Consider the following 22,723-nt stretch of genomic DNA (forward strand, 5'->3'; position numbering starts at 1 on the left):
GAAATGGAACAACCATTCCTGCGCGAGCGCGCCTAGCGGCACGCCGCGTTCTGACTCGCTGATATGTAACGAACTTCGGAGACAGGACACTAGAAAGGAATCAGAGATTTCTTCCGGGTGAAATGGACATAGCCCACACTCACCCCCGCGCGCGCACCCACGCCCGTACGAATGGGCGCAATGATGACGTCCCCACTGCGTAAGTAATTCACACTGGCACCGGCGACCACGTAGAGCGACCCGTCCACACCAGGGTAACGCTGGAACAAGTCATCACTGCTTTCTAGGTTGTAAACCAGGGCCAGAACCTTGGAGGCATTTCCACCAGTATCGAAACCTACTGACGGCCCCTGCCAGAACACGGGCATGCTCTGGCCTTCATAGATGCTGAGTTCGCCTTGCCCGTAGCGAGCGCCAATTCCAATGGCGCCACTCAACTCCTCGCCAACGATATAGGCATTAGGCCGCCCCAAGTCCGCAAAGGTTTTCTCTACCGCTTGCGCCAAACCCTGCGTGGTCTCGCCAAAAAAGGTTTGCGCTCGCGCCAGCACCTCTTCCTGGGCAAAGCCCTCCTCGCTCTGGGCCGTGGTCGGCTCCGACTCAGCCGCGTTGACGCTGGTCAACGTAAGCGCCAACCCAGCGAAGATTCCCGCAGCGCTCAACCTCACAAGTTTTGCCCTTGTCATCGTGTCCTCGTATTGTTTGGGGTGTTTGTGTTCAGACCAACCATTGTGATGCCCGTTCCATTGCTGTTTCATCGACTAGCTCGCCAGCTCAAACGCGCTGTGGGCCTATTCTGTCTCGGGGCACTATGTGCAGGGTGCAGCAGCCAGCAGGTCTATCAAGGCACTGCTGAATGGCGCGTACAAAGCTGTGAAAATGAAGCTGACCGCGACGCTTATGAGCGGTGTCGCGAGCGGGCTCGCCAACCTCTGCGTGCCAGCGATCCCGGTTAAGCCCACAGCCCCGCTCATCCGCGGGCTGAGGCTCTACGGCACCCTCACTCATCGCACCGTCAATTTTCACTGCAGCGGCAGCGTCAAGACTTCGTCACCATCATGACGGAGGCACGGGGCCAGAACCATCGATGTGCACTCGGCTAGTCGACGTCTTCGTCATGCTCATGCCGCGGCTTAGCAGTCATCCTCTTGCGCGACACGCAGAACGCAATCATCGTCAGCATCCCACTCCACCTGCACCACGATGGGTCTGCAGCAGACAAAGCAATCCTCAATATAACTCTGCGCGCCGGCCGTTCCATCCACCAGCAAGGTGATGACTTCCCCGCAGTAAGGACATTCGGCGGGGATCTCTTCTTGCAAAAATGACATATGGCGGCCTCCTGAAGGAATCGATGGTAGGAGATGGATCAAAGGCCTGTTAACGTAAGGCCACGGTTTTTTGACGCTTCACCTTTTCTTGATCGGCACGGAACGCATAATGCAGGAGTCCGGGCCGTTACGCGTCGTCCCTTCGCCGTTCGAGGAAGCAGACATGAAGGTGTTAATTATTGAAGACCGCCCAGAAGATGCGGTCATCATTCGCAAGCAATTAGAGAGTGAGGCGCCGGCCGGCGAGCCCATTCAAATTACCCATGCCCTGGATTTGTCTAGCGGCATTGAACACCTGCAGGACGACGAGTTTGATTGTGCGCTGTTGGATTTGAATCTGCCAGATGGTCGGGGACTCAATAATCTGCGCCGCCTGCACCACGTGGCTCCCAAGCTGCCGGTTGTGGTCCTCTCCGGCATCGAAGATGAGCGCACGGCTGCCAACGCGGTGAAAACCGGCGCCTTTGCTTACATTGTGAAGCGCCCCTTAGGCCAAGGCGAAGAGCTGTACCCCGTTCTACAAGACGCGACAAGCTCGGCCAGCGACAGCGACCATCCCAACTTGGAAACCATCAATCCGCGTGGACGCTTCAAGCTAGATCCAGAGTTCAAGCTGGTTGACTGGGACGAGCATTGTGTGGCCCTACTGCATTGGACCAGCGAGCAAATGCAGGGGCGAAGTCTCTTGGACCTAGCGCCCGACAACCGTCGCGACGAACTGGTGCAATCTCTTCGCCACGCCCGGGACGACATTTCCCCCATTAAGATTCCTCTGCTCCTCCCCGACGGCAAATACCGCCGCGTGGAAATTCATCCGCGCAGCTTGCGCGACTCGGGCTCTGAGTGGGGCCTGACAGACGCTGAAGAATCGCGCCGGGCTCATCAAGCCATGCAGGTGCTGGACTTGATTCTTGGAGCCACACGCGACGCCGTGTTCAGCCAAGACCTTGACGGCCAAATTCACAACTGCAGCTATGCCATTGCTGATTTCATTGGCATTCCCGCGACCGACATCATTGGCAAAAACTTTACCGAACTGTTCCCCAGCTCTGAGCGCGCCTCGGCGCAGTTCATCCTGTCGGCCATTCGCCGGGGCCGGATTGTGCGTGACCTGAACACGGAGTTTGAACATGCCAACACGGCCAAAGTCCCGGTCATCATCACTATTGCTCCCTTACGTGATGAGCTGGGCGGCCTGATTGGCGCCTGCATCCTGGCCAAGCCGAGGACCGAAGGCGGGGAAGACCAGAACTGGCGGCGCGAACGTTTGATGCTGGAAGAACGCTATCTCAACCTCCAAGAGGAGCTCGCAGATCTGCGTCAAGAACTGCGCACCATGCGACCGACTGGAAACGACTGAGCACTACCATGACCAACTCTCCCCTACCGCCTATTCCCGAGCTTAGCGAGGGGCTACTTATCGTTGATGACCGGGGGCATATACGCTACGCCAGCCCTGGGGCTGCCGTGATTTGCGAACGGGAGCGGGAGACCCTGACCGAACTCAGTCTGAACGACCTCGACCCTCAACTACAGACCCAACTCAGCGCCGTCGTTGCCGGCCAAAGTGTGGCGGAGGGCGCGGTACTCGCCCATTCGTTAGCCACCGAGCAAGACCGTCCAGTGTCCGCCAGGATCGAAGCTTTGGAGCCCTGCGGGAGCACCCGATACGCCGTGTTGCTCACCGACCAACGCACCGAGGAACAACGCCAGCGTGGCCTGGATGAATTTAACCAGCGCCTGCAAGCCAGTAATCGCGACCTAGAGCAGTTTGCCTACACGGTGTCTCATGACCTGCAAGCTCCGCTACGCACCCTCACCAGCTTCGTCCGGCTACTGCAGGCCGAGTGCGGCGACGAAGTGAGTGATGATGCCCGTCAATACCTGGGCTTCATTGATACTGGAGCCACCCAAATGCAGGAGCTTATTAGTGGCCTGCTGCAGTTTTCGCGTGCGTCTAGAGTAGAGCTGGAGGACGACCCGGTGGACTTGAGTGAGGTACTCAAGAACGCCTTGGCGCAACTGCATGCCGCCATTGAAGAATCTTCTGCCCAGATCGACACCCCAGCTTCGCTGCCTTGGGTGAAGGGCAATCAAAGTGCTTTGATCCAGCTATTCCAAAACTTGCTGGGCAATGCCATCAAGTTTCGCCGTGAGGATCAGCCCTGTGAGATCGCTCTTAGCATCGACGACGGCAGTGACGACGGCAGTGACGACAGAATCGTCATTGGGGTCCACGACAATGGCGTAGGCATTCCAGATGATATGGCCGAGGACGTCTTTGAGCTATTCCGGCGCCTGCACTCCGACAATAAGCGCTTCCCAGGCTCCGGTATGGGCCTCTCGATTTGTCGCAAGATCGTCGAACGCCATGGCGGCACCATTTGGGTCGAGAAGAATAGCCAGGGCGGCACCACGATCTGGTTGGAACTGTATAAAGCCGAGGCGCCTTGATGCAGGACCTCGCGGGCGAAGTGACCCACACTCGGCTGCACTTCGTGCATTGGCTGGTGCTCGGCGCCTCTTTGTTACTCACCATTTTGGCCTGGTACATCTCCAGTAACCAGCAGCAACAAAAGCACGCCAAAATGTTTGAGGTGGAGGCTGAACGCCTGAGCACCCAGCTGCGCGAGCGTATGGAAAAGTACGAGAACGCCTTGTGGTCTGGTGTGGGCGCATTGGAAATCATCAAGCGCAGCCGCGGCCTCACCCGGCCGGACTGGCGGCGTTTTGCCCAAACCATGAACTTGCTTGAGCGCTACCCCGGGATTAATGGCATCGGCGTCATCTATTCCGCCCAGCCAGAGGAGCTGCCGCGTTTGGAGGAACGCTTCGCTGAGCAGTTTCCCGAACTTGAGCGGGTCGAGATCTACCCCAAGCACCAACATGGGGTGCACTTTCCCATTTTGTTACTAGAGCCCTTAGACGGAAACCGGGAAGCGATTGGCCTCGATATCGCCTTTGAGAAGAACCGTCGAACGGCTGCTCTGGCCGCGCTGGAGACTGGCACTCCGCAGATGACCGGCCCCATCGTCTTGGTCCAAGACGCCGAGGAAACACCGGGGTTTTTGCTCTTTGTCCCCTTCAATATTCCCGTTGACGATACTCCTGAAGAGCCCCGCCAAGACCGAGGGTTTGTTTATGCCCCCTTTGTTGTCAAGGACTTGATTGCCGGCACGCTGGCCAGCACCAAACGCTTGGTCACCTTTAGCCTGCGGGATTCGGGCACCAACTTGTACGCAGAAACTGCGGATAACACCGCAACCTTTGACCCCGCCCCAATGTTTGAGACCCAAACCAGCGTGCAGTTGTACGGGCGGGAGTGGGTATTTGATATTCGCTCCAACCTCGAGTTTCGCAGCCGTGCTCAGTCCAGCCTGCCGACGACGATTTTGATTGGCGGCATCACGGTCGACCTGCTGCTATTGGGGGTGTTTCTCATATTGGTGAACTCCAATGCTCGCGCAGTGAATCTGGCTCAAAAGATGACGGCAGACCTGCGCGAGTCCAAGTCACAGCTGAAAAAGCGCAACGAAGAATTAATTCAGTTCAACTACCGCGTCTCGCATGATCTGGTAGCCCCGCTGAAGACCATTCAGGGCTTAGTGTTGATGGCCCGCGATGACCTCAGCGACAACAACGCCGATGCGGTAGACCCCAGCCTCGAGCGCGTTGATGCGATGGTCAATCAGCAAATTCAGGTCATCTCATCCATATTTGAGCTGTGTGAGTCGGACCTGAGCAACGAGGCTTATCAACGCATCGACATTCGCAAGCTCGCCAAGAGCCTATTTGCGCGTGTTCTGCGCGTGCAAACAGAGGCCCGAGTGGAGCTGCGCCTGCCCATCCCCGAGGGCACAACGGTATTAGCCAAACCCACACGCCTAGAACAAATTCTTTTCAACCTCATTTCCAATGCGGTCAAATTCCGCAACCCCAATGCCGACAACCCCATGGTGGAAATTACGGTAGAGCGCGTGGATTCCTGGGTCACGCTGCGCGTGCGTGACAACGGCATTGGCATCCCCGCAAACGCGCGTGGCCGAGTCTTCGATTTGTTCTTCCGCGCCCACAGTACCCATGCCGGCGGCGCTGGCCTTGGCACCTATATCGTGCGCAAGAACGTGGAAAACATGGGTGGAACCGCGCGTGTGCATTCCGACCCCGATGGCACCTTGTTTGAAATTGAATGGCCGGAATACCCGGTCGAGGTAGATGCGGCATGAGTACCGATGTGTGCTTCTTGGTAGTTGATGACAATGAAGCAGACCGCTTTTTGAATACGCACCTGCTCAAAAAGATTGGCTATGCCAGCGAGTCCATCGCTGAAGCCGCAGATGGAGCCCAAGCCCTGGAGATCCTCCAGCATCGTTGGAGCGGTAAACGCTGTGTGGTGCTGCTGGACATCAACATGCCGGTCATGGATGGCTTTGAATTCCTCCAGCAATGGGAAAACAGCGAACACCCCAACATCGTACGGGTGGTCATGGTGACCTCATCACAGGATGCCCGCGACCGCAGTCGCGCTGCTGAACATGGCTGCGTCATGGGCTTTTTAACCAAACCGCTGGAGCGAGCCAGCTTTTCCAGCTTTTTGGAAGACTCACTGAGTTGGGACAAGGATTGAGTCCTAACTGGAGATACGCCCGTGGATCTGTTTTCAAACCTACTTAATTTTCAGTCGATGCCGCACGGGTATTGCCTGCGCTGGCTGCCCAGCCTGCTATGGACCCACGTCATTGCCGACGTGATGATTGCCGTGGCGTATTTCTCGATCCCGACTTCCATTTTGTACTTCGTGTCCAAGCGCCAGGAAAGCGGCGAAACCATGCGCAAGTACTGGTGGTTAGGCTTGATGTTCGCAGCCTTTATTTTGAGCTGTGGAATCACACATATTTTTGGAATCATCACAATCTGGCAGCCGGTGTATGGCATTGAGGGCTTACTCAAGGTCATCACTGGGGTGATTTCACTGGCGACCGCCGCGGCCTTATTGAAAATCACCCCACGCTTATTGTCCTTGCGTAGTGCAGAGGAGCTTGAGCAGGAGATTGCCCAACGCCGCGAACAAGAGCGGGAGCTCAAACGCATCAACCAGCGCCTACAAAATGAAGTGTTATCCCGGCAACGCGCTCAAGAAGCCGAGCGCGAGGCCTTAAAGGCATTTCAGGGCTTAACCTTGTTCAGCGATGTCAGTGTCGAGGCCGACAGCGCCTCCAGCCCTGTGGGCATCACTTTGGGCAACCAGCTCTTACGCCGGCTACCGAACCTGATCCGTCGCCCGAGTACGCGTATTCAAGATGGGCTCGATCATGCACTAGAAGATGCTGCAAACCCGGGAGTGGCCTCCTTAGAAGAGCGCCTCCACTTGGTTGCGGAAGACATGCGCAACTTCACCTCGGCCCTGGACCGGTTCGCCAGCATGTGCGACGACTATGCCAACGACCCCATGCGGCACATTCGTCTGCGGCCCTTTTTACAAGCCCTAGTACTCAATCTCGCTGACCTCTGGGATTTACGTTGGGAGAACACCCAACTCGATTGCGCAGATAGTATCGATCTGGTTACCCACGCCGGCAGCCTCAGCGCCATTTTGGTGAGCATGCTCAAGACTTTTGAAACCCAAAGCCGGCGCTGCTTTTCCGAGGGCACCTTACATATTTCCGTCGAAGCCCATGATGAGCAGTTGCGTATCCATATTTGTGCACCGCATGCCGATGATAGCTCTGAGGAACCCCGCGATCGCGACGCCGCAGGTTTGTCAGTGGTCGCGGAATATGCCCAAAAGCGCTTAGATGCCAGCTTGACGAGTCGTCAAAACGAAGGCCGGCTGTGCGCAGAGTTGGTCTTACCCCGCAATTAACAGCACCCCACCAGTCTGGCGGATGATGAATGCCGGCCTTGAGGCGGGGCTTTCCGAGCTTTAAGCGACGACTAAGGCTTTGGTGCAGGCATGCGCCACCGCACATCCACTCAGCCAAGCCCCTTCGACGCGGCCGCCGCAAAGCCAATCCCCTGCCAAGAAGATTCCACTGTTGGCAGGATCTTGCCAAAACCCTTGCGCATAGACCTCGCGTGGCGCAGTGGCATAACGCCAAAGATGCACATGTTGGGTGCTGATCGGTCCCTGCATCACATCAGCAACGATGGCTTCTAATTCCGCAACCGCAGCCTCCTGATCAGTGCAGGCCCGGGTACTCAGCTCAGGCCCAGCATGCACTGTCCACACGGGGTCGCTGGTATCAATCGCTCCAGGCTTGGTGCTGTTACTCGCCATCCAAGCTATGTCTGGATGCGGGGAAAACAAGCCATCCCACGCCCAAGGAGGGCGAGCCAGTACGGTGATCGCAAGGCATGGCCCCAGGCTGGGCCATGGCGCTAATTCTGGGCTGGGTCTGAGCAAGGCACGGCTTTGCTGGGCCGGCGCGGTCACTACCACCTGTGGGGCAGTCCAGGTTCTTCCATCTTCACAGTGGACCGTTACCGACTCGGCAAGACGCTCTATACGCGTCACCTTGGTTTGACAGAACAGCTCCAAGCCCTTCGCCTGAAGCTGCTGTGTCCAAGCAGTCAGCCAAGCATTCATTCCCCCGACGCCAGCGTAGCGTTGCTGGCCATCCTCAACAGCAACAGCAATACCGGGAGCACCACGGCCTAGCTGGGCATGCCATTGATCCACTCGGCGCTGCTTGATCCAGGACCTTAGCCAAGCCTGGAAGCTGGGGTCCCGCGCCGTGAAGTACTGAGCCCCCGTGTCGAACCAAGCCGAGTCAGCGGCCGGCTGCAGACGCCGGGTTGCACAGCGTCCACCCGCCTTGCGCGCTTTATCGACCATCCTCACCCGCCAGCCCTGATCCAAGAAGACCTCGGCGGCGGCCAGACCAGATACGCCAGCTCCAACGATGAGAACATCAGCCATGTGGGCACTCATGACGAATAAGGCCAGTCAGCCGCGTCGACCGCGTTGAGGGGCACCACCTCAGCCGAGCCCCATTTGCGGATGAATTCTTCATTCGGGTCGTACATGCGAGTTTGCTTAGCAAGGTCGAAGCGCCGATGGCCGCGGGGATCGGCGCCGACCCCTGCCAAATACTGCCAATTACCGTAATTACTGCCCAGGTCGTAGTCCACTAATTGCTGCTCAAACCAAGTGGCACCGAAGCGCCAGTCCAGCTCAAGCTCATGGACGAAGCAGCTAGCGACCAGTTGCCGCCCACGATTCGACATCCAGCCGGTCGTCGCCAACTGGCGCATACAGGCATCGACGATGGGATAACCGGTCTCACCGGCTTCCCAGGCGCGTAGCCGCTGCGCGTAGTGACTGGTCATAGGACGTTGCTCACGCACACCTGCAAAGGCAAATAAGCGCTGACCATGCCGCCATGCGTACCACTGGAAGTACTCCCGCCATAGCAGCTCAAAGAACAGCCAATACGTTGATTCATTCGCCAAGACTTCCTGCTCGTAGCGAGCCAGCTCTGCTGCAACCCTCGCCACCGACAATGAGCCATTGGCCAGCCATGGCGACAACCTGGAACTTGCCAAAGGAGTATCCAAGGCATTGCGTGTCTCTTTGTAGCTTTGTACGGCATGCGTCTGAAAAAGAAATTCGTTGAGCTGCATGTTGCCCATGCGGCTACCGCCCACCCAGTCGGCCGCCTTGTCGAAGTCCACCTTTGGCAGCTCTTTGGGCCATTCGCGTGGCAGATCATCACTGACCATGGCCGGCAGTTGGCTCAGCATCGCTTCAGGTGGCCGCACCTGGGCGCGCTTTTCAACTTTGCGCCTGAATGGCGAAAAATGCCCTGGCAAGTCTTCCAATGCGAAGGGCAGGCGCTCCGGACTAAACAGAGTCGCCGTATGTGCTTGGCTAAACCGGACCTCGCCGAACCTTTGCTGAAGCTCCTGCCACTGGCGGTTTTCGTAAACGCCAGGATGTGCGGAACGCGCAACATCGGTCACACCCCAGCGCTGGATCAAAGCGCCAACCTCAACGATAGGATCTCCCCAGACCACGACCAACTGTTGACCTTGGCTTTGCAAGTCCGCCTGCAGATCCAACAGGGATTCGTAGAGAAACTTCCAGCGGTGTGGCCCCAGGCTCGGGCGCTGACACCACCCTGGCTTGAACCACAACGGGTCCACCACAAAAACACACAGCAAGCGGTCCACTCGGGCAGCGAGGCTGCCTAAGGCCGGATGGTCATCGAGACGAAGGTCTTGGCCGAAAAGAAATAATCCCGTACGCATGGGGAGCTGAGCTGTACAAGCAGACCTGCAGAATACCTATACATTTAATGAACGGCAATCAATATATGTGTACATCTATTGAACATTGCGGAGTGGCGGGCTATATTTTCAGCTCTACGTCCATCCTTGGAGTGACCTCATGCCCTCCACGTTTTTTCGCCGCGCGACACTCACTCTGCTTGGAATGGGCTTGGCCCTGAGCGGCGCCAGCTCTCGCGCAGACGATGCGCGTCTTGCGGCTTGCGCCGATATTCAAGCCCCTCCAGAGTTGTTAGCCAGCGAATCCAAGGGGGCACTCTGCGACTATTTCGAAGATGCGCGCGCAATCATGATTGTGAACACCGCATCGATGTGTGGTTACACGGGGCAGTTTTCTGGACTGCAGGAACTACATCAAACCTACGGGCCTCGAGGCCTGCGATTGCTTGGCTTTCCTTCCGACGATTTTGGAGGGCAAGAACATGCCAAAGCCGACAAGACAGCCGAGGTCTGCTTCAAGAATTTTGGGGTGAGCTTCCCCATGTTCAGCCAAGTCGATGTCCGGGGAGACACGGCCCATCCCCTGTTTCGTAAGCTTGCCAGCGCTAGCAACAGCGCTCCCCGCTGGAATTTTCATAAGTACCTCGTCACCGCCGAAGGTGTGCAAGGCTTTGCATCGTCCGTTGCCCCGCAGGATGCGCAGCTTCGCCGCGCGATCGAAGCCAGCCTGCAGAAGTAGCCGTGCACACCTCTCTGGCCGTGCTGTGGTTTAAGCGCGACCTCCGCCTGTACGACCATGCCGCTGTCACAGCAGCAAGTGCTCACCCGCGCGTGCTACCGGTGCTTGTTATTGAGCCGGAATACTGGCGCCAATCAGACCGCAGCCCCCGGCATTACGCCTTATGGCGACAGGCCGCAGAAGACTTGCTGCAAAGCCTCAGGGCGATGCAACGCCCGGGCTGGGTACGGCACGCACCCATCCTGCAAGCTCTGGATGAGCTACGCCGCCAATTTGGCGCCTTCACGCTCTACAGCCACCAGGAAACGGACTCGCAGTGGACATACAGCCGTGACCGCAGCGTGAGTCAATGGTGCCGAAATCAAGGCATGACCTGGACTCAGCCGCGCCAATTTGGGGTTGTGCGCGGCATGCGCCGGCGCCAAGGCTGGGCGCGTCAGTGGGAAGCGCTGATGACCGAGCAACCACTCGCGCAGCCTACATGGCAAGGCCAGCCGCCTCCACCGGGCGACCCTTTACCGCGATTACAGGACATCGACTTTTGCGCTCAAGACGAGCTTCCGACTACACAGCAGGATTCTCGAAGGGCGGCCAGCCTGCAACGCCTGGAGCAATTTCTGCACCAGGATGGACACAGCTACCGCGGCGGTATGTCCAGCCCTATCAGTGCGCAGCGGGCATCATCCCGCTTGTCGTTGGCTTTGAGCGTGGGCAGCTTATCGCTGCGTGAAATTGTCCACCGCAGCCGCGAGCGCCTGCAAAATCTCGATCCAGATGACCCTGCGCAGCGACGTTGGCGCGCCAGCTTACGCAGCTTCGACAAGCGCCTGCATTGGCACTGCCACTTCATTCAAAAGCTGGAAACAGCCCCGCATTTAGAGCAGCGCAATATGCACTCTGCTTACGATGCTCTAGCGCCGGAACCAGTCACTCAGGATGCGCTTAACCGCTGGGTGCAGGGTCAAACTGGATGGCCGTTTGTGGATGCCTGTATGCGCTCGCTACGGCACAGCGGCTGGATCAATTTCCGTATGCGCGCCATGCTGGTCAGCGTCGCCAGCTACCACCTGGGAATTCATTGGCGCGAGTCAGGTGTGCTCTTGGCGCGAATTTTCTGCGACTACGAAGCCGGCATTCACTGGCCCCAAGTGCAGATGCAATCGGGCACGACCGGCATCAACACTTACCGCATGTATAACCCCATCAAGCAGGGCTTGGACCAAGACCCAGAGGCAAGTTTCATCGCCCAGTGGGTACCAGAACTCGCCTCGCTCCCCCCCGCCCTGCGCCACCAGCCCTGGAAGGCGGGCCACCCCCCTGCCGGATACCCCAGCCGGATTGGTGACCACAGCCTACTCGCTAGAGCGGCCCGGCAACGACGGGCAGGACTACGCAGTGGCGCTGCTTTTGCCCAAGAAGCGCGCGCCCTCCAGGCGCAGCTGGGTTCGCAGGCGAGTGGCATGAGCCGCAGCATGCGCGGCCAGCGCCGCCAGCCGCCTAAGCCGTCTGCGGCCAGCCGCCAACTTAGCCTCTTTCCGGAGTAGATATGCCTCCTTCGCAGATTGTCGTACGCCCCAATGCCTCGCTCAATCAGCAACAGGCCGCATGGATTTTGGGCGGCATGTGCGCCATTTCTTTCACGATTGCGGGCACTTTGGCCGTCCTAGGCTACTGGATCGTTTTGCCCTTTGCCGGGCTAGAAATGAGCTGCCTGGCCGCGGGGCTCTACTTTGCCCTGCGTGATAATGCCTACCGCGAGGTCATACGCAGCGATTCGGGGAAGCTGTTTATTGAGAAAGGTCGTGGCAAACCCGAGTCAGCCTGGCACTGCCCGCTGGCCTGGGCGCGCAGCCATTACCAGCCACCCGCAGGGCCCACTGCCCACGGCAAAGTCCTGATTACTTACGCGGGCCAGAGCGTGGAAGTGGGCCGCATCCTCGCCGATGACGATAAACCCGAATTCGCTCGCAACCTGCAGCAGTGGCTGAGCCACGCCCAACAGGCGGCACTACAACCGGAGGGCGGCCTATGACCCCAGTCACCCTTGTCATTGGCGCCAGCTCCGGTATTGGCAGTGCGGTCGCGGAGCAGCTGCAAACACTAGACAAAGTCGTTTACGGAGCCGGCCGCGCCACGCAGCCTCCATCGCAGCTGCAGCAACACTGGTTACAACTCGACTTCTACGACCCCGCCAGCATCACACAGGCCTTTGAAACACTCGCCGACACCCTCAATGAGCGCGAACAAAGGCTGCAGCAGTTACTCATTTGCAGTGGCTTACTACATGATGCAGACACCAGCCCTGAACGACGCCTCGGCCAGCTGCGCGCAGAAGACTTCAGCAAGCTGATGCAGGTTAACGCCTTGGCCCCACTACTCTTAGCCCAAGCGGCATTACCGTTACTGTCACGGCGGGAGCCCACGCGTATCGCTGCCATCTCTGCCCGCGTAGGAAGCATTGGCGACAACCGCATGGGGGGCTGGTATAGCTACCGCTGCGCTAAGGCGGCCTTGAACATGGGCTGGCGCTGCCTGGCCCACGAGCTGCGCCGTTCGCACCCCAGCTGCACACCTTTGCTGTACCACCCCGGAACGGTTGACACCGATCTATCCAAGCCCTTCCAGAGCAATGTCAAAGCAAACAAGCTATTCAGCAGCCACCAGGCGGCGAGATACTTCTTGGAGGTGCTTGAACAACACGGCGATTGCGCTGAGCTTGCTTATTTAGATTGGGCCGGCAAGCCCATTGCGTGGTAAGCATGGCGCACCGCAAACCGCATCTCCCGCACAAAGATTGCCAGCGCTGCGGCAAACCCTTTGCCTGGCGCAAGAAGTGGGCACGTGACTGGGAGCAGGTCAAATATTGCTCGGAGCGCTGTCGCCGTGGCTAAGCCCCAACGCCTGATTATCATCCTTGGCGACCAGCTGGCTCTGGACAGTGTCTTACCGAGCGACTACCGCAAAGGCGAAGACCTGCTGTGGATGTGCGAAGCCCATAGTGAAGCCACGCGCGCCTGGTCCCATAAAGCTCGGCTGGTGATGTTTTTGGCGGCTATGCGCCACTTCGCCCAAGAACTAGAAGACGACCAGCACAGTCTGATTTATCGCCGCGACTGCCCTGACCTCAGCCAGCAGCTGGCCAAGGATCTCAACAGCCTCCAGCCCGATTGCGTACACCTCACCCAGCCTGGTGATTACGACTTACGACACAGCATCATCGAAGCCGTAGAGGAGCACTCTCTGCCATTGGTAGAGCGCGACGATCCGCATTTTCTTTGCAGCTTAGAGCGCTTCAATGATTGGGCCGAAGGGCGCAAGACCTATCGCATGGAGTTCTTCTACAGGGAGATGCGGCGCGAGCACAGCGTACTCTTGGAAGATGACGGCGAGCCCCGTGGCGGACAATGGAATTTCGACGCCGACAATCGCGACAGCTTCGGCAAGCAAGGCCCTGGTGAATTACCCGAACCCATCACATTTAGGCCTGATGACTGCACCCAGCAAGTCATCAAAGAGGTCGAGGAACGTTATGCCGAGCATCCCGGCCAGACCCAATACTTTGACTGGCCAGTGCAACGCTCAGATGCGCTCAAAGCCCTGGAGGATTTCGTCGAGCATCGGCTGGCGCAGTTTGGGCAGTATCAAGACGCAATTTGGACCGGCGAGCCCTGGCTATACCATAGCCGTATCGCGGCCGCTCTTAATCTCCATCTGCTTCACCCGCGTGAAGTCATTGAAGCTGCCACGGCGGCCCTAGATGCAAAGAAGGCGCCGCTGAATGCCGTGGAAGGCTTCGTCCGTCAGATTTTGGGCTGGCGCGAGTATGTGCGCGGTCTTTATTGGCTACGCATGCCGCAGTGGCGAGAGGAAAACCACCTGGAGGCCGAGCTGCCGCTACCGGAGTTCTTCTGGACCGGCGACACCGATATGGTCTGCCTCAAAGATGCGATTGAGCAAACCCTGAAATATGGCTACGCGCATCATATTCAAAGGCTCATGATCGCCGGCTTATTCTGCCTACTAGCTGGAGTTCGACCGCACGAGGTCCATGGATGGTACTTGGCCGTTTATGTGGATGCGGTGGAGTGGGTGGAGCTGCCCAATACCTTGGGCATGAGCCAGTTTGTGGATGGCGGTGTTCTGGCAAGTAAGCCCTATATCGCCAGCGGCGCCTACATAAGCCGCATGAGCAATGCTTGCAGCCAATGTCGCTACAACCCCAAACTCAAAGTGGGCGCCAAAGCCTGCCCCATCACTACCTTGTACTGGGATTTTTTAGCGCGCCACGAACAGCGCTTTGCCCAGCATCCCCGACTCAAAATGCAGCTACGGAATCTGCAACGGCTGGATGACAGCACTCGTGATGCCATTCAAGACCAGGCGCGGTCGTTACGGCAGAGCTGGAGTAAAGCCAGCTGAGGTGAAGGCAGGCAGGCTCTCAAGTGATTGGGGCGCGCCAATCCGAATAACAAGGCCGACGCTAAACAGAATTAGCGCCGGCCATCATCTGCTGGCTGCGCTCAGTCGCCGTCCGGCTCGGCTGCACCCTTGCCAAACTCATGCTCAATGAGGTGATGCAGCGCATCTTCCATCATGCGCCGGGCACGCGCTGTGGTATGGAATAGCAGTGTGTGAACCGCCGCATCTGTGGGATTGCGCGACTCACAATCACGGGAGTAAGACTCAAACGCGGACAACTTAGTAATGAGTGCAGCCAAGTGCTCGGGGCACTCGCACTGCACCGAGCGGGCCTGACCAGCCCAGCGCCGCAGCTCCAGGTCTGTAAATCGACGCGCCGGCGGCGGCTCCTTCAAGAACCCCGCCGGGTCCGGCATGCTGGAATCAACGGCTGCTGGAGTGGCGTTCACTAATGCCGGCAACATTTTTTGCAGCTCAGCCACCCGCACAGGCGCCGACACAGTGTGAACACCAGCACGATGTAACTGCGCCAAATTTTCGGAGTTACCAAACTGGTAAATCACCATCACCGTCGTCGCCGACACATGCTCGGCTAACCGGCGGATCAGCTGAGCGCTATCTGGAGTGATGATGGTCAGCTCAACCACCAACACATCAGCCACTTCCGGAGGCGCTGCCAAAGCGGCCTCGGGGGTGACGTGGCAGGCCACTGTCATGTTGGAATCGCTGGCGCCAGACTCTGGCCATTCCATACCCAGGTGAGGCCCTACAACAACCGCGCCTACAGGGCCGCTGAGTGTTGGCCGAAAGTCCGGCAACCCTGCCAAGCGCTGCCCCAGCTCCACATCACTCAAGCTGGCTACCGTAGAAATGGCATGGCCGGCATCCACAAGCTGCTTCAGCATAGCCAGGCGGGCCACCTGAGCACGGCTATACAAGCGCCCATTCGCCGGCGTGCGATATGGCTCCACAGCCTTGTAACGGCGTTCCCACATACGGATCGTGACCGCGGCAATGCCGGTGAGTCTCTCGACCGCGCCGATCCGGTACGACTGCTCATTCGCCATGGACGATTCCTCTTCCGGAAGTTTTTTCATGTTTTGTCCACGTTTGGTGTTGACTGTCCATATATTGTGCGCTATTCTGCCTACGAAGTCGAAGAAAACAAACCGACAACCGAGTCCCTCCCCCGCGCTGACTGACCCGTCAGCGCAACTCGTCGCCGACCCCCGGCGACACCCAAGGCCGCGGTGGCCCCTCCTCCCGTAACACCGCGGCCTTTTTTATGCCTGCCGTCTGTGAAATATGGACACAAGGTGTACAGAAAGCGGGGGTAAGGGTCTACACTCAACGGACGCGAACACCCGAAGACCAAAATCCATTGTGTGTGCATAATGCCTGTGTTAACGCTGTCTGACCATGGTTTGTACTGCCCTGCGGCAGATCTGTACATAGACCCTTGGCGCCCCGTCGATAAAGCCATCATTACGCACGCCCATGCCGACCATGCCCGCCCCGGACACCAGCATATTCTGGCCAGTCAGGAGTCCTGGCCCCTGCTCCAACATCGCCTGGGAAGCACCACTGGGCAAGCACTTCGCTACGGTGAAGGCATTTCTATACAGGGGGTGCGGATTAGTCTGCACCCGGCTGGGCACATCTTGGGCTCTGCCCAAGTTCGCCTAGAGCACAAGGGTGAGGTCTGGGTGGTTAGCGGAGACTACAAGCGCCAATCCGACCCCACCTGTACAGCTTTTGAAGTAGTCCATGCGCATACCTTTATCTCCGAAGTGACATTCGGACTGCCGGTCTACCGCTGGCCAGAGCCGAGCACGGTCTTTGCTCAGATCCACCAGTGGTGGGACGATTGCGCCGAACGCGGACAAGCGGCCGTATTGTGCTGCTACGCCCTCGGCAAGGCCCAGCGGATCTTGCAGGGCATGTTAGGTGCGGAGCGCCCCATCTATCTGCATGGCGCCATGCAGCCGCTCACCCAGATTTACCGGGAATCTGGGGTGCAGATGGCCCAGGCCGCCCCCGTCCCGGTCAAGGGCACAGACCTTAGCGGCGCCCTGGTGCTGGCGCCCCCCAGTGCCGTAGGCACACCCTGGATGCGGCGCTTCAATCGTGTATCCACCGGATTTGTTTCCGGCTGGATGCAGCTGCGGGGCAACCGACGGCGACGGGGCTTCGATCGCGGCTTTGTGCTCTCCGACCATGCCGACTGGCCGGCGCTTATCCAAACCATTGAGGAGATCAATCCTCAGCGCACCCTACTCACCCATGGTGACGGCAGCGCACTCACCCGCTGGATGCGTGAACAAGGCCGCGACATTGCCGCCCTGCATCAGGTCGCGCGAAATGCCCAGGACGACGGATGAAAGCCTTCGCCGCACTGTACGCCGCGCTAGATGCCAGCACCAAAACGCAGCATAAGCGAGCCGCTATTGTCGACTTTCTGCGGCATACCCCAGAGGATGAGGCCAGCTATGGGCTGGCTGTGCTCTGTGGGTATCGCCCGCGACGCAGCATCAGCGGCAGCCGTCTGCGCGCCCTGGCGGCTCGAGCTTGCGGCCTGCCCAGTTGGCTCATTGACGAAAGCTACCATCATGTTGGCGACCTCGCGGAGACCTTGGCACTTCTGCTGCCCCCGGCCGAGGCGGCGCAGTCACGGCCTCTGAGTTACTGGCTAGAAGAAGGGCTCCCCGAGTTGGCGCGCCTCAACGCCGCCGAACAGGATCAGCGCATAGAGCAGATATGGGCCGAGCTTCCAAACAGCGAACGACTGGTGTTTCACAAGCTGCTTACCGGAGGCTTACGCGTGGGCGTGGCTCGGCAAAGCGTCGTGCATGCCCTGGCTGAATTTTTTGACGAAGACGCTGGCGCCATAGCGGCCAGACTCATGGGCCGAATTCGCCCGCACCCGGAATGGCTGCAAGAGCTCAGTCAACCCGGCCGCGCAGATGTGTTGGCGCCTTATCCCTTCTTGCTCGCGCACCCCCTGGATGGAGAGCCTCGAAGCCTGGGCCCTACCGATGATTTCCTGGCCGAGTGGAAATGGGATGGCATTCGCGCACAACTGGTCCACCGCTCGGAAACCGGACTGTGGTCGCGCGGGGAAGAGCTCCTTGACGGCGCCTTTCCCGACCTTTGTGAGCCGGCCAAAGGCCTGCCCATCGGCACCGTTCTCGATGGCGAGGTAGTGGCTTGGCAAAACCAGCGCGTTGCCCACTTCAGCCAGCTGCAACGACGCCTCAACCGTAAGCGCCCCAGCCCAAGCTTACTGAGCGAGGTGCCAGCGCGCTATGTGGTGTACGACCTGCTGGAAGAGGCTGGCCAGGATCTACGCGAGCAGCCTTTGCAGCACAGACGCCAACGCCTGCAGGCCCTCTTAGAGGCACACAACGGTCCCTGGCATTTGTCCCCAGCGCTAGCTGCTGCCGATTGGGCGCAGTGGACCCATATCCGCGCTCAAGCCCGCGACGAAGGCGCCGAAGGACTCATGCTCAAACGGCTGGATAGCGCTTACAGCGGAGGGCGTCCACGCGGGCTGTGGTGGAAATGGAAGCTAGACCCCTACACCGTGGATTGCGTACTCCTCTACGCCCAAGCCGGCCACGGACGCCGCTCCGGCTTACACACCGATTACACCTTGGCCGTGTGGAAAGGCGACGAGCTAGTGCCTGTTACCAAGGCTTATTCTGGCCTGAGTGACAAAGAGTTTTTGGCCTTAGACCGCTGGATACGCGCGCATACCCGCGAGCGCTTCGGCCCGGTTCGCTCCGTAGAGCCGGCGCAGGTGCTAGAAATCGCCTTCGAGGGCATCCAATCCTCCAAACGGCACAAGTCCGGCCTGGCCCTGCGCTTCCCACGCATTGCCCGCTGGCGCCAAGACAAAACCGCCGCGGATGCCGACCACCTCCATCAGCTTCAAGCCCTCCTCGACGGAGCGCCCGCGTGAGCACGCATCCCTTAGAGCCCTGGATCTTGGCGCGAGGCTGGCAGCCCTTGGACCATCAACGCGATGTTTGGCAAGCCCGGAGCCGTGGCGAGGAAGGCCTGTTGCTCGCACCCACTGGGCATGGCAAGTCACTGGCTGGCCTGGGCTGCGTCCTGCGCGAGGATGTGCAGCCTGGAGGCTTGCGCCTGTTATGGATTACACCGCTGCGGGCGCTGGCACAGGATCTGGCCGCCGAGCTCGCCTTGCCCTTGAGCGAGCTACGGCCAGACTGGCAGGTGCAGTCACGGAGCGGCGACACCAGCGCTTACCGTAAACAGCAACAACGAAAACGCCTGCCGGAAGTGCTGATTACCACACCAGAGTCGGCCAGTTTGCTGCTGTCCTATGGCGATCTACTTCCGGCACTCACCCAGATCGATACCGTCGTCGTAGATGAGTGGCACGAGCTCATCGCCAACAAACGCGGCATCCAAACCCAGCTGGTCCTGGCGGCCTTACGCCAACTCAATCCCGCCCTGCGTGTGTGGGGCTTATCGGCCACCCTGGGCAATGCTCAGCAAGCCGGCGAGGCCTTGGTCGGGCCCAACCCCATTCTGATTCATGCAAAGCGTCGCAAGCAGCTACAAATTCACACCCTGCTGCCCAAAGACCCTCAGCGGATTAGCTGGGCGGGCCACCTGGGCCTGAAGATGTTGGATCAGGTCAAAGCCAAACTTCTTCAGGCCGGCTCTACCCTGCTCTTCGCCAACACCCGTGCGCAAGCTGAACTATGGTTTGAAGCGCTAGCGGCGGAGCCGGAGCTACAGGATCAGGTTGGGCTGCATCATGGATCTCTAGACGCCAGCGTGCGCCAGGCGGCCGAACAAGGCTTGAAGACGGGCGCCCTGCGCTGCGTGGTCGCCACCTCCAGCCTAGACCTGGGCGTGGACTTCAGCCCGGTAGAGCAGGTGATTCAAGTTGGCTCCCCGCGCACCTTGGCCCGCCTGGTCCAACGCGCCGGACGCGCCGGCCATCAGCCCGGAGCCGTGAGCCAGATACTCTGTGTGCCCACCCACACCCTAGAGATGGCCGAGTTCGCAGCAGCGCGCCAAGCCTGGGCCGAAGGGCGCATGGAGCCCCGGCAACCGCTCGCCGGCAGCTTAGATGTGCTCTCGCAGCATGTGCTCACCCGCTGCCTGGGGCAGCCTCAGGATGCTGAGCAGCTCTATGCCGAAGTGCAGCAAGCCCCGGCGTATGCCGAGCTGGGCCGCAAGCAATGGGATTGGGTGCTCGATTTTCTGGGTCGTGGCGGCGAGGTCTTACGCGCCTACCCGGAGTACCACCGGCTGCAAAGCAATGACCAGGGCCGGCTCATGGTCAGCAATGCCACCACGGCGCGGCGTCATCGGATGATGATTGGGACCATCGCCGCCGATAGCACCATGTCCTTGCGCTGGACCAAGGGCGGTCGCATTGGTCAAGTTGAAGAGGCCTTCATCGCCAGACTCAAACCCGGCGACAGCTTCCTCTTCGCCGGGCGCGCTCTAGAGCTCGTGCGCGTCCAGGGCCTCACGGCCTATGCCAGACTCGCCCGCGGCAAGCGGGTGGCCGTGCCGCGCTGGAGCGGCGGGCGCCTGCCCTTATCGGAGTCCTTGGCCGCCGCCTTCGTCACGCAATTACAGCAAGGCGTCCAAGGACCTGAACACCAGGCTCTACAGCCTTTGCTCACGCTGCAGCAACAGCAATCGGCCTTGCCCAGCTTGGAGTACCTATTGGTAGAAAGCCTGCGCTCCCGCGAGGGTTGGCATCTGTGCCTGTACCCTTGTGCTGGACGGGCGGTGCACGAAGGGCTGGGCGCGCTGCTCGCCCATCGTGCCAGCCAAGCCCAACCACGAAGTATTACCGTGGCCGCCAATGATTATGGGCTGGAACTGCTGTCCAGCTCGGCCTGGCCAGAGGATCATGAGTGGCTCAAAAGCCTACTGAGCATTCAGGATCTAGAGCAGGAAATTGAGCTGGCGATGAACGCCACCGAGCTGGCCAAGCGCCATTTTCGGGAGATCGCCCAAGCCGCCGGCCTGGTCTTCACGGGCTATCCTGGCCGTGGCAAAAGTGCGCGCCAAGTGCAAATGTCTACCGGGCTGCTGTTCGACGTCTTCGCCCGTTACGACCCGGACAATCCTTTGCTACACCAAACCCGCGATGAAGTTCGCTTGCGTGAGCTGGACTGGCCACGCCTAGAGCGCACGGTGAAGCGCTTAAGCCAGCTCCCCTTACGCTGGACACGCCCCGAGCGTCTCACTCCCTTTGCCTTCCCTTTGTATGCGGAAGCACAGCGCCAACAGCTCTCTACAGAATCTTTGGCCGATAGGCTGCAGCGCATGCAGCAACAATTGGAACGAGCCGCAGGGGAGACCACATAGGCCATGCACCGCATTACGCTAGGTGAGCAGCAGTTGCTGCTGCTGCCAGACCGCGCCCTGTACTGGCCCACCCACAAAGCCGTGGTGGTGGCCGATATCCACTTAGGCAAAGGCGCGTCATTCCGCGAGCAAGGCCTCCCGCTACCGCAAGGAGGCACGCAAACGGATCTGGACCGGCTGAGCCGTCTCATACACGACCAGCAAGCTGAGCAGCTACTCGTATTAGGTGACCTGATCCATGGCGGCGCCCGCCAGCCTGAACAACGTTGGATCGCTCAAGCGCAGTTGTGGCGGGAACAGCACGCACAACTGCAGCTGCACTGGGTGGTTGGCAATCATGACCGCGCCCCGGAAGAACTGGCACGGCGTTGGCGGGCCGAGCTGATTCGCGAAGGCGCACAATGGTCTGGCGTGCAGCTTTGGCATCACCCTAGCGAAGATCTGAGCCAGCCCAGCCTGGGGGGCCACTGGCACCCCGTGGCGAGAATTCAACCGGGGGCACGCCAAAGGCTGCGCCTGCCGGTGTTTTGGTTGGAACAGCATCGATTGGTGCTTCCAGCCTTTGGCAGCCTCACCGGAGGCCATCCGGTTGCACCCACCCCCCACACCCACTTGTGGGCCTGCGCTGAGCAGCACATCATTGCGCTACAGCGTCTCCACCATGGCTTTGCACCGAGGAGTACACGATGAACATTCTATTGACCGGAGCCAGCGGCTTCATTGGCCAGGCGCTACAGCGCGAGTTGGGTCAATCGCATCAGCTCTACCTCCATTTTCGCCGTGACCCCAGACCCAGCGAAGTGCATGCTGGCACGCCCATCCGTCAGGTCGACGACATTCCTACCGCATTGGATGCGGTGGTGAACCTTGCCGGTGAAAATTTGGGCGCGCAGCGCTGGACCAACAGCCGCAAGCAAGCGCTGCGCGACTCGCGCATTGCCTTTACCCAGAAGCTCAGCGCCGATCTGGCAGCGGCGAGCCAGGCCCCCAAAGTTTGGATTAATGGCTCCGCCGTGGGCATTTACGGTGATGCACCGGGGCGCAATCTGGATGAATCGTCTGCGCTTGGTGATGACTTCGCGGCCCAACTCTGCCGTGACTGGGAAGCCACCGCGGAGCAGGCCGCCGCCGCGCTAGGCGCGCAGCGATTAGTACTGCTCCGCCTAGGTGTGGTGCTCGGGCCAGGGGGAGCTTTACAAAAAATGCTGCCGCCATTTCGCTTTGGTTTAGGCGCCGTGATCGGCCCAGGCGAGCAGCACATGCCATGGATCAGCCGCGATGATGTGGTGCAGGTCATTCGCCGCTGCCTAGAGGACGAAGCCTTCCAGGGCCCACTCAATCTCAGCGCGCCCGAGACGGCCAGCCAACGTCACTTCGCCAAAACCCTGGGCCAGGTATTACGCAGGCCTGTGCTGTTCACCGCACCAGCAGCACTACTCAAACTCATGCTGGGTGAGATGAGCAGCATTTTGTTGGTCGACCAACAGGTGATGCCCGTCGCGCTCGCCAACAGTGGCTATCGCTTCCGCCACCCAGACCTGGCCAGCGCACTGGAGGCGTCTCTGAGCTGAATATTGCACCATTTCTACGAGTGGCCACTCATGGCGCATCTAAAAACAGGGCGCCAAAGTAATGGCATAGG

At 59.4% G+C, this 22,723-nt stretch carries 21 protein-coding genes; 16 read left to right on the forward strand and 5 right to left on the reverse strand.

The genetic code is table 11. The annotated features are described in order from the left end of the window. Positions 1-89: 89 nt before the first annotated feature. Positions 90-686 (reverse strand): DUF1134 domain-containing protein, encoded by a 597-nt coding sequence (locus KI787_11240; GenBank protein ID MBV6630525.1) that lies wholly within the window; start codon positions 684-686, stop codon positions 90-92. 447 nt (positions 687-1,133) lie between these two features. After that, on the reverse strand, positions 1,134-1,331 hold the full coding sequence (locus tag KI787_11245) for a CPXCG motif-containing cysteine-rich protein (protein ID MBV6630526.1): 198 nt from the start codon (positions 1,329-1,331) through the stop codon (positions 1,134-1,136). A gap of 163 nt (positions 1,332-1,494) precedes the next feature. Between KI787_11245 and KI787_11250 the strand changes: the two genes are divergently transcribed. Genes KI787_11250 through KI787_11270 form a run of 5 tightly spaced genes read left to right on the forward strand, consistent with a single transcriptional unit; the run spans position 1,495 to position 7,194 of the window. Continuing rightward, positions 1,495-2,691 carry a response regulator gene (locus KI787_11250; protein ID MBV6630527.1) on the forward strand — a complete coding sequence of 399 codons (1,197 nt, stop codon included), beginning with the start codon at positions 1,495-1,497 and terminating at the stop codon, positions 2,689-2,691. A gap of 8 nt (positions 2,692-2,699) precedes the next feature. Next, complete coding sequence (locus KI787_11255; protein MBV6630528.1) at positions 2,700-3,785, forward strand: hypothetical protein; 1,086 nt, start codon at positions 2,700-2,702, stop codon at positions 3,783-3,785. Then, the gene (locus tag KI787_11260) at positions 3,785-5,557 is read left to right on the forward strand and encodes a CHASE domain-containing protein (GenBank protein MBV6630529.1); all 1,773 of its coding nucleotides are present in this window, start codon (positions 3,785-3,787) and stop codon (positions 5,555-5,557) included. The genes KI787_11255 and KI787_11260 overlap by 1 nt, the downstream gene beginning before the upstream one ends. Then, positions 5,554-5,958 (forward strand): response regulator, encoded by a 405-nt coding sequence (locus KI787_11265; GenBank protein MBV6630530.1) that lies wholly within the window; start codon positions 5,554-5,556, stop codon positions 5,956-5,958. The genes KI787_11260 and KI787_11265 overlap by 4 nt, the downstream gene beginning before the upstream one ends. Before the next feature lie 21 nt (positions 5,959-5,979). After that, a complete protein-coding gene (locus tag KI787_11270; GenBank protein ID MBV6630531.1) occupies positions 5,980-7,194 on the forward strand; it encodes a hypothetical protein in 1,215 nt (404 codons plus the stop codon). Between the two features lie 60 nt (positions 7,195-7,254). On the opposite strand, the gene KI787_11275 is transcribed toward KI787_11270, so the two are convergent. Further along, positions 7,255-8,250, reverse strand: coding sequence for an FAD-dependent oxidoreductase (locus KI787_11275; protein ID MBV6630532.1), 996 nt, complete (start codon positions 8,248-8,250; stop codon positions 7,255-7,257). Between the two features lie 8 nt (positions 8,251-8,258). Continuing rightward, positions 8,259-9,581 carry a DASH family cryptochrome gene (locus tag KI787_11280; GenBank protein ID MBV6630533.1) on the reverse strand — a complete coding sequence of 441 codons (1,323 nt, stop codon included), beginning with the start codon at positions 9,579-9,581 and terminating at the stop codon, positions 8,259-8,261. A gap of 139 nt (positions 9,582-9,720) precedes the next feature. Here KI787_11280 and KI787_11285 point away from each other — a divergent pair, with 139 nt between their 5' ends. From KI787_11285 to KI787_11310, 6 genes are read left to right on the forward strand one after another with little or no spacing between them, the layout of a single operon-like run. After that, positions 9,721-10,299 (forward strand): glutathione peroxidase, encoded by a 579-nt coding sequence (locus tag KI787_11285; GenBank protein ID MBV6630534.1) that lies wholly within the window; start codon positions 9,721-9,723, stop codon positions 10,297-10,299. A gap of 2 nt (positions 10,300-10,301) precedes the next feature. After that, positions 10,302-11,843: a deoxyribodipyrimidine photo-lyase gene (locus tag KI787_11290; GenBank protein MBV6630535.1), complete on the forward strand. Its 1,542-nt coding sequence runs from the start codon at positions 10,302-10,304 to the stop codon at positions 11,841-11,843. 2 nt (positions 11,844-11,845) lie between these two features. After that, on the forward strand, positions 11,846-12,331 hold the full coding sequence (locus KI787_11295) for a DUF2244 domain-containing protein (GenBank protein ID MBV6630536.1): 486 nt from the start codon (positions 11,846-11,848) through the stop codon (positions 12,329-12,331). Then, positions 12,328-13,056 (forward strand): SDR family NAD(P)-dependent oxidoreductase, encoded by a 729-nt coding sequence (locus KI787_11300; protein ID MBV6630537.1) that lies wholly within the window; start codon positions 12,328-12,330, stop codon positions 13,054-13,056. Before KI787_11295 ends, KI787_11300 begins: the two co-directional genes overlap by 4 nt. A gap of 2 nt (positions 13,057-13,058) precedes the next feature. Continuing rightward, entirely contained in the window at positions 13,059-13,190 is a 132-nt protein-coding gene (locus KI787_11305) for a DUF2256 domain-containing protein (protein MBV6630538.1), read from the forward strand. After that, complete coding sequence (locus tag KI787_11310; GenBank protein ID MBV6630539.1) at positions 13,162-14,718, forward strand: cryptochrome/photolyase family protein; 1,557 nt, start codon at positions 13,162-13,164, stop codon at positions 14,716-14,718. The genes KI787_11305 and KI787_11310 overlap by 29 nt, the downstream gene beginning before the upstream one ends. Positions 14,719-14,819: 101 nt before the next feature. Here KI787_11310 and KI787_11315 read toward each other — a convergent pair whose 3' ends face one another. After that, a complete protein-coding gene (locus KI787_11315) occupies positions 14,820-15,815 on the reverse strand; it encodes a MerR family transcriptional regulator (GenBank protein MBV6630540.1) in 996 nt (331 codons plus the stop codon). Positions 15,816-16,112: 297 nt separating this feature from the next. On the opposite strand from KI787_11315, the gene KI787_11320 reads away from it, so the two are divergent. From KI787_11320 to KI787_11340, 5 genes are read left to right on the forward strand one after another with little or no spacing between them, the layout of a single operon-like run. Beyond that, positions 16,113-17,099 (forward strand): ligase-associated DNA damage response exonuclease, encoded by a 987-nt coding sequence (locus KI787_11320; GenBank protein MBV6630541.1) that lies wholly within the window; start codon positions 16,113-16,115, stop codon positions 17,097-17,099. Further along, a complete protein-coding gene (locus KI787_11325) occupies positions 17,096-18,679 on the forward strand; it encodes an ATP-dependent DNA ligase (protein ID MBV6630542.1) in 1,584 nt (527 codons plus the stop codon). The genes KI787_11320 and KI787_11325 overlap by 4 nt, the downstream gene beginning before the upstream one ends. After that, a complete protein-coding gene (locus tag KI787_11330; GenBank protein ID MBV6630543.1) occupies positions 18,676-21,081 on the forward strand; it encodes a ligase-associated DNA damage response DEXH box helicase in 2,406 nt (801 codons plus the stop codon). The genes KI787_11325 and KI787_11330 overlap by 4 nt, the downstream gene beginning before the upstream one ends. A gap of 3 nt (positions 21,082-21,084) precedes the next feature. Further along, positions 21,085-21,771, forward strand: coding sequence for a ligase-associated DNA damage response endonuclease PdeM (gene pdeM / locus KI787_11335; GenBank protein ID MBV6630544.1), 687 nt, complete (start codon positions 21,085-21,087; stop codon positions 21,769-21,771). Continuing rightward, positions 21,768-22,652, forward strand: coding sequence for a TIGR01777 family oxidoreductase (locus KI787_11340; GenBank protein MBV6630545.1), 885 nt, complete (start codon positions 21,768-21,770; stop codon positions 22,650-22,652). The genes pdeM and KI787_11340 overlap by 4 nt, the downstream gene beginning before the upstream one ends. The last annotated feature ends 71 nt before the right edge of the window (positions 22,653-22,723 follow it).

Origin of the sequence: Oceanococcus sp. HetDA_MAG_MS8, assembly GCA_019192445.1 — a bacterium.
GTDB lineage: Bacteria > Pseudomonadota > Gammaproteobacteria > Nevskiales > Oceanococcaceae > MS8.

Bases quoted from the DNA above. Each gene is read 5' to 3' on its own strand.
- KI787_11275 (MBV6630532.1), bottom strand. From the start codon at position 8,250: ATGGCTGATGTTCTCATCGTTGGAGCTGGCGTATCTGGTCTGGCCGCC.
- KI787_11300 (MBV6630537.1), top strand. From the start codon at position 12,328: ATGACCCCAGTCACCCTTGTCATTGGCGCCAGCTCCGGTATTGGCAGT.
- KI787_11265 (MBV6630530.1), top strand. From the start codon at position 5,554: ATGAGTACCGATGTGTGCTTCTTGGTAGTTGATGACAATGAAGCAGAC.
- KI787_11250 (MBV6630527.1), top strand. From the start codon at position 1,495: ATGAAGGTGTTAATTATTGAAGACCGCCCAGAAGATGCGGTCATCATT.
- pdeM (MBV6630544.1), top strand. From the start codon at position 21,085: ATGCACCGCATTACGCTAGGTGAGCAGCAGTTGCTGCTGCTGCCAGAC.
- KI787_11260 (MBV6630529.1), top strand. From the start codon at position 3,785: ATGCAGGACCTCGCGGGCGAAGTGACCCACACTCGGCTGCACTTCGTG.
- KI787_11320 (MBV6630541.1), top strand. From the start codon at position 16,113: ATGCCTGTGTTAACGCTGTCTGACCATGGTTTGTACTGCCCTGCGGCA.
- KI787_11305 (MBV6630538.1), top strand. From the start codon at position 13,059: ATGGCGCACCGCAAACCGCATCTCCCGCACAAAGATTGCCAGCGCTGC.
- KI787_11285 (MBV6630534.1), top strand. From the start codon at position 9,721: ATGCCCTCCACGTTTTTTCGCCGCGCGACACTCACTCTGCTTGGAATG.
- KI787_11315 (MBV6630540.1), bottom strand. From the start codon at position 15,815: ATGAAAAAACTTCCGGAAGAGGAATCGTCCATGGCGAATGAGCAGTCG.
- KI787_11245 (MBV6630526.1), bottom strand. From the start codon at position 1,331: ATGTCATTTTTGCAAGAAGAGATCCCCGCCGAATGTCCTTACTGCGGG.
- KI787_11340 (MBV6630545.1), top strand. From the start codon at position 21,768: ATGAACATTCTATTGACCGGAGCCAGCGGCTTCATTGGCCAGGCGCTA.
- KI787_11325 (MBV6630542.1), top strand. From the start codon at position 17,096: ATGAAAGCCTTCGCCGCACTGTACGCCGCGCTAGATGCCAGCACCAAA.
- KI787_11255 (MBV6630528.1), top strand. From the start codon at position 2,700: ATGACCAACTCTCCCCTACCGCCTATTCCCGAGCTTAGCGAGGGGCTA.
- KI787_11280 (MBV6630533.1), bottom strand. From the start codon at position 9,581: ATGCGTACGGGATTATTTCTTTTCGGCCAAGACCTTCGTCTCGATGAC.
- KI787_11295 (MBV6630536.1), top strand. From the start codon at position 11,846: ATGCCTCCTTCGCAGATTGTCGTACGCCCCAATGCCTCGCTCAATCAG.
- KI787_11240 (MBV6630525.1), bottom strand. From the start codon at position 686: ATGACAAGGGCAAAACTTGTGAGGTTGAGCGCTGCGGGAATCTTCGCT.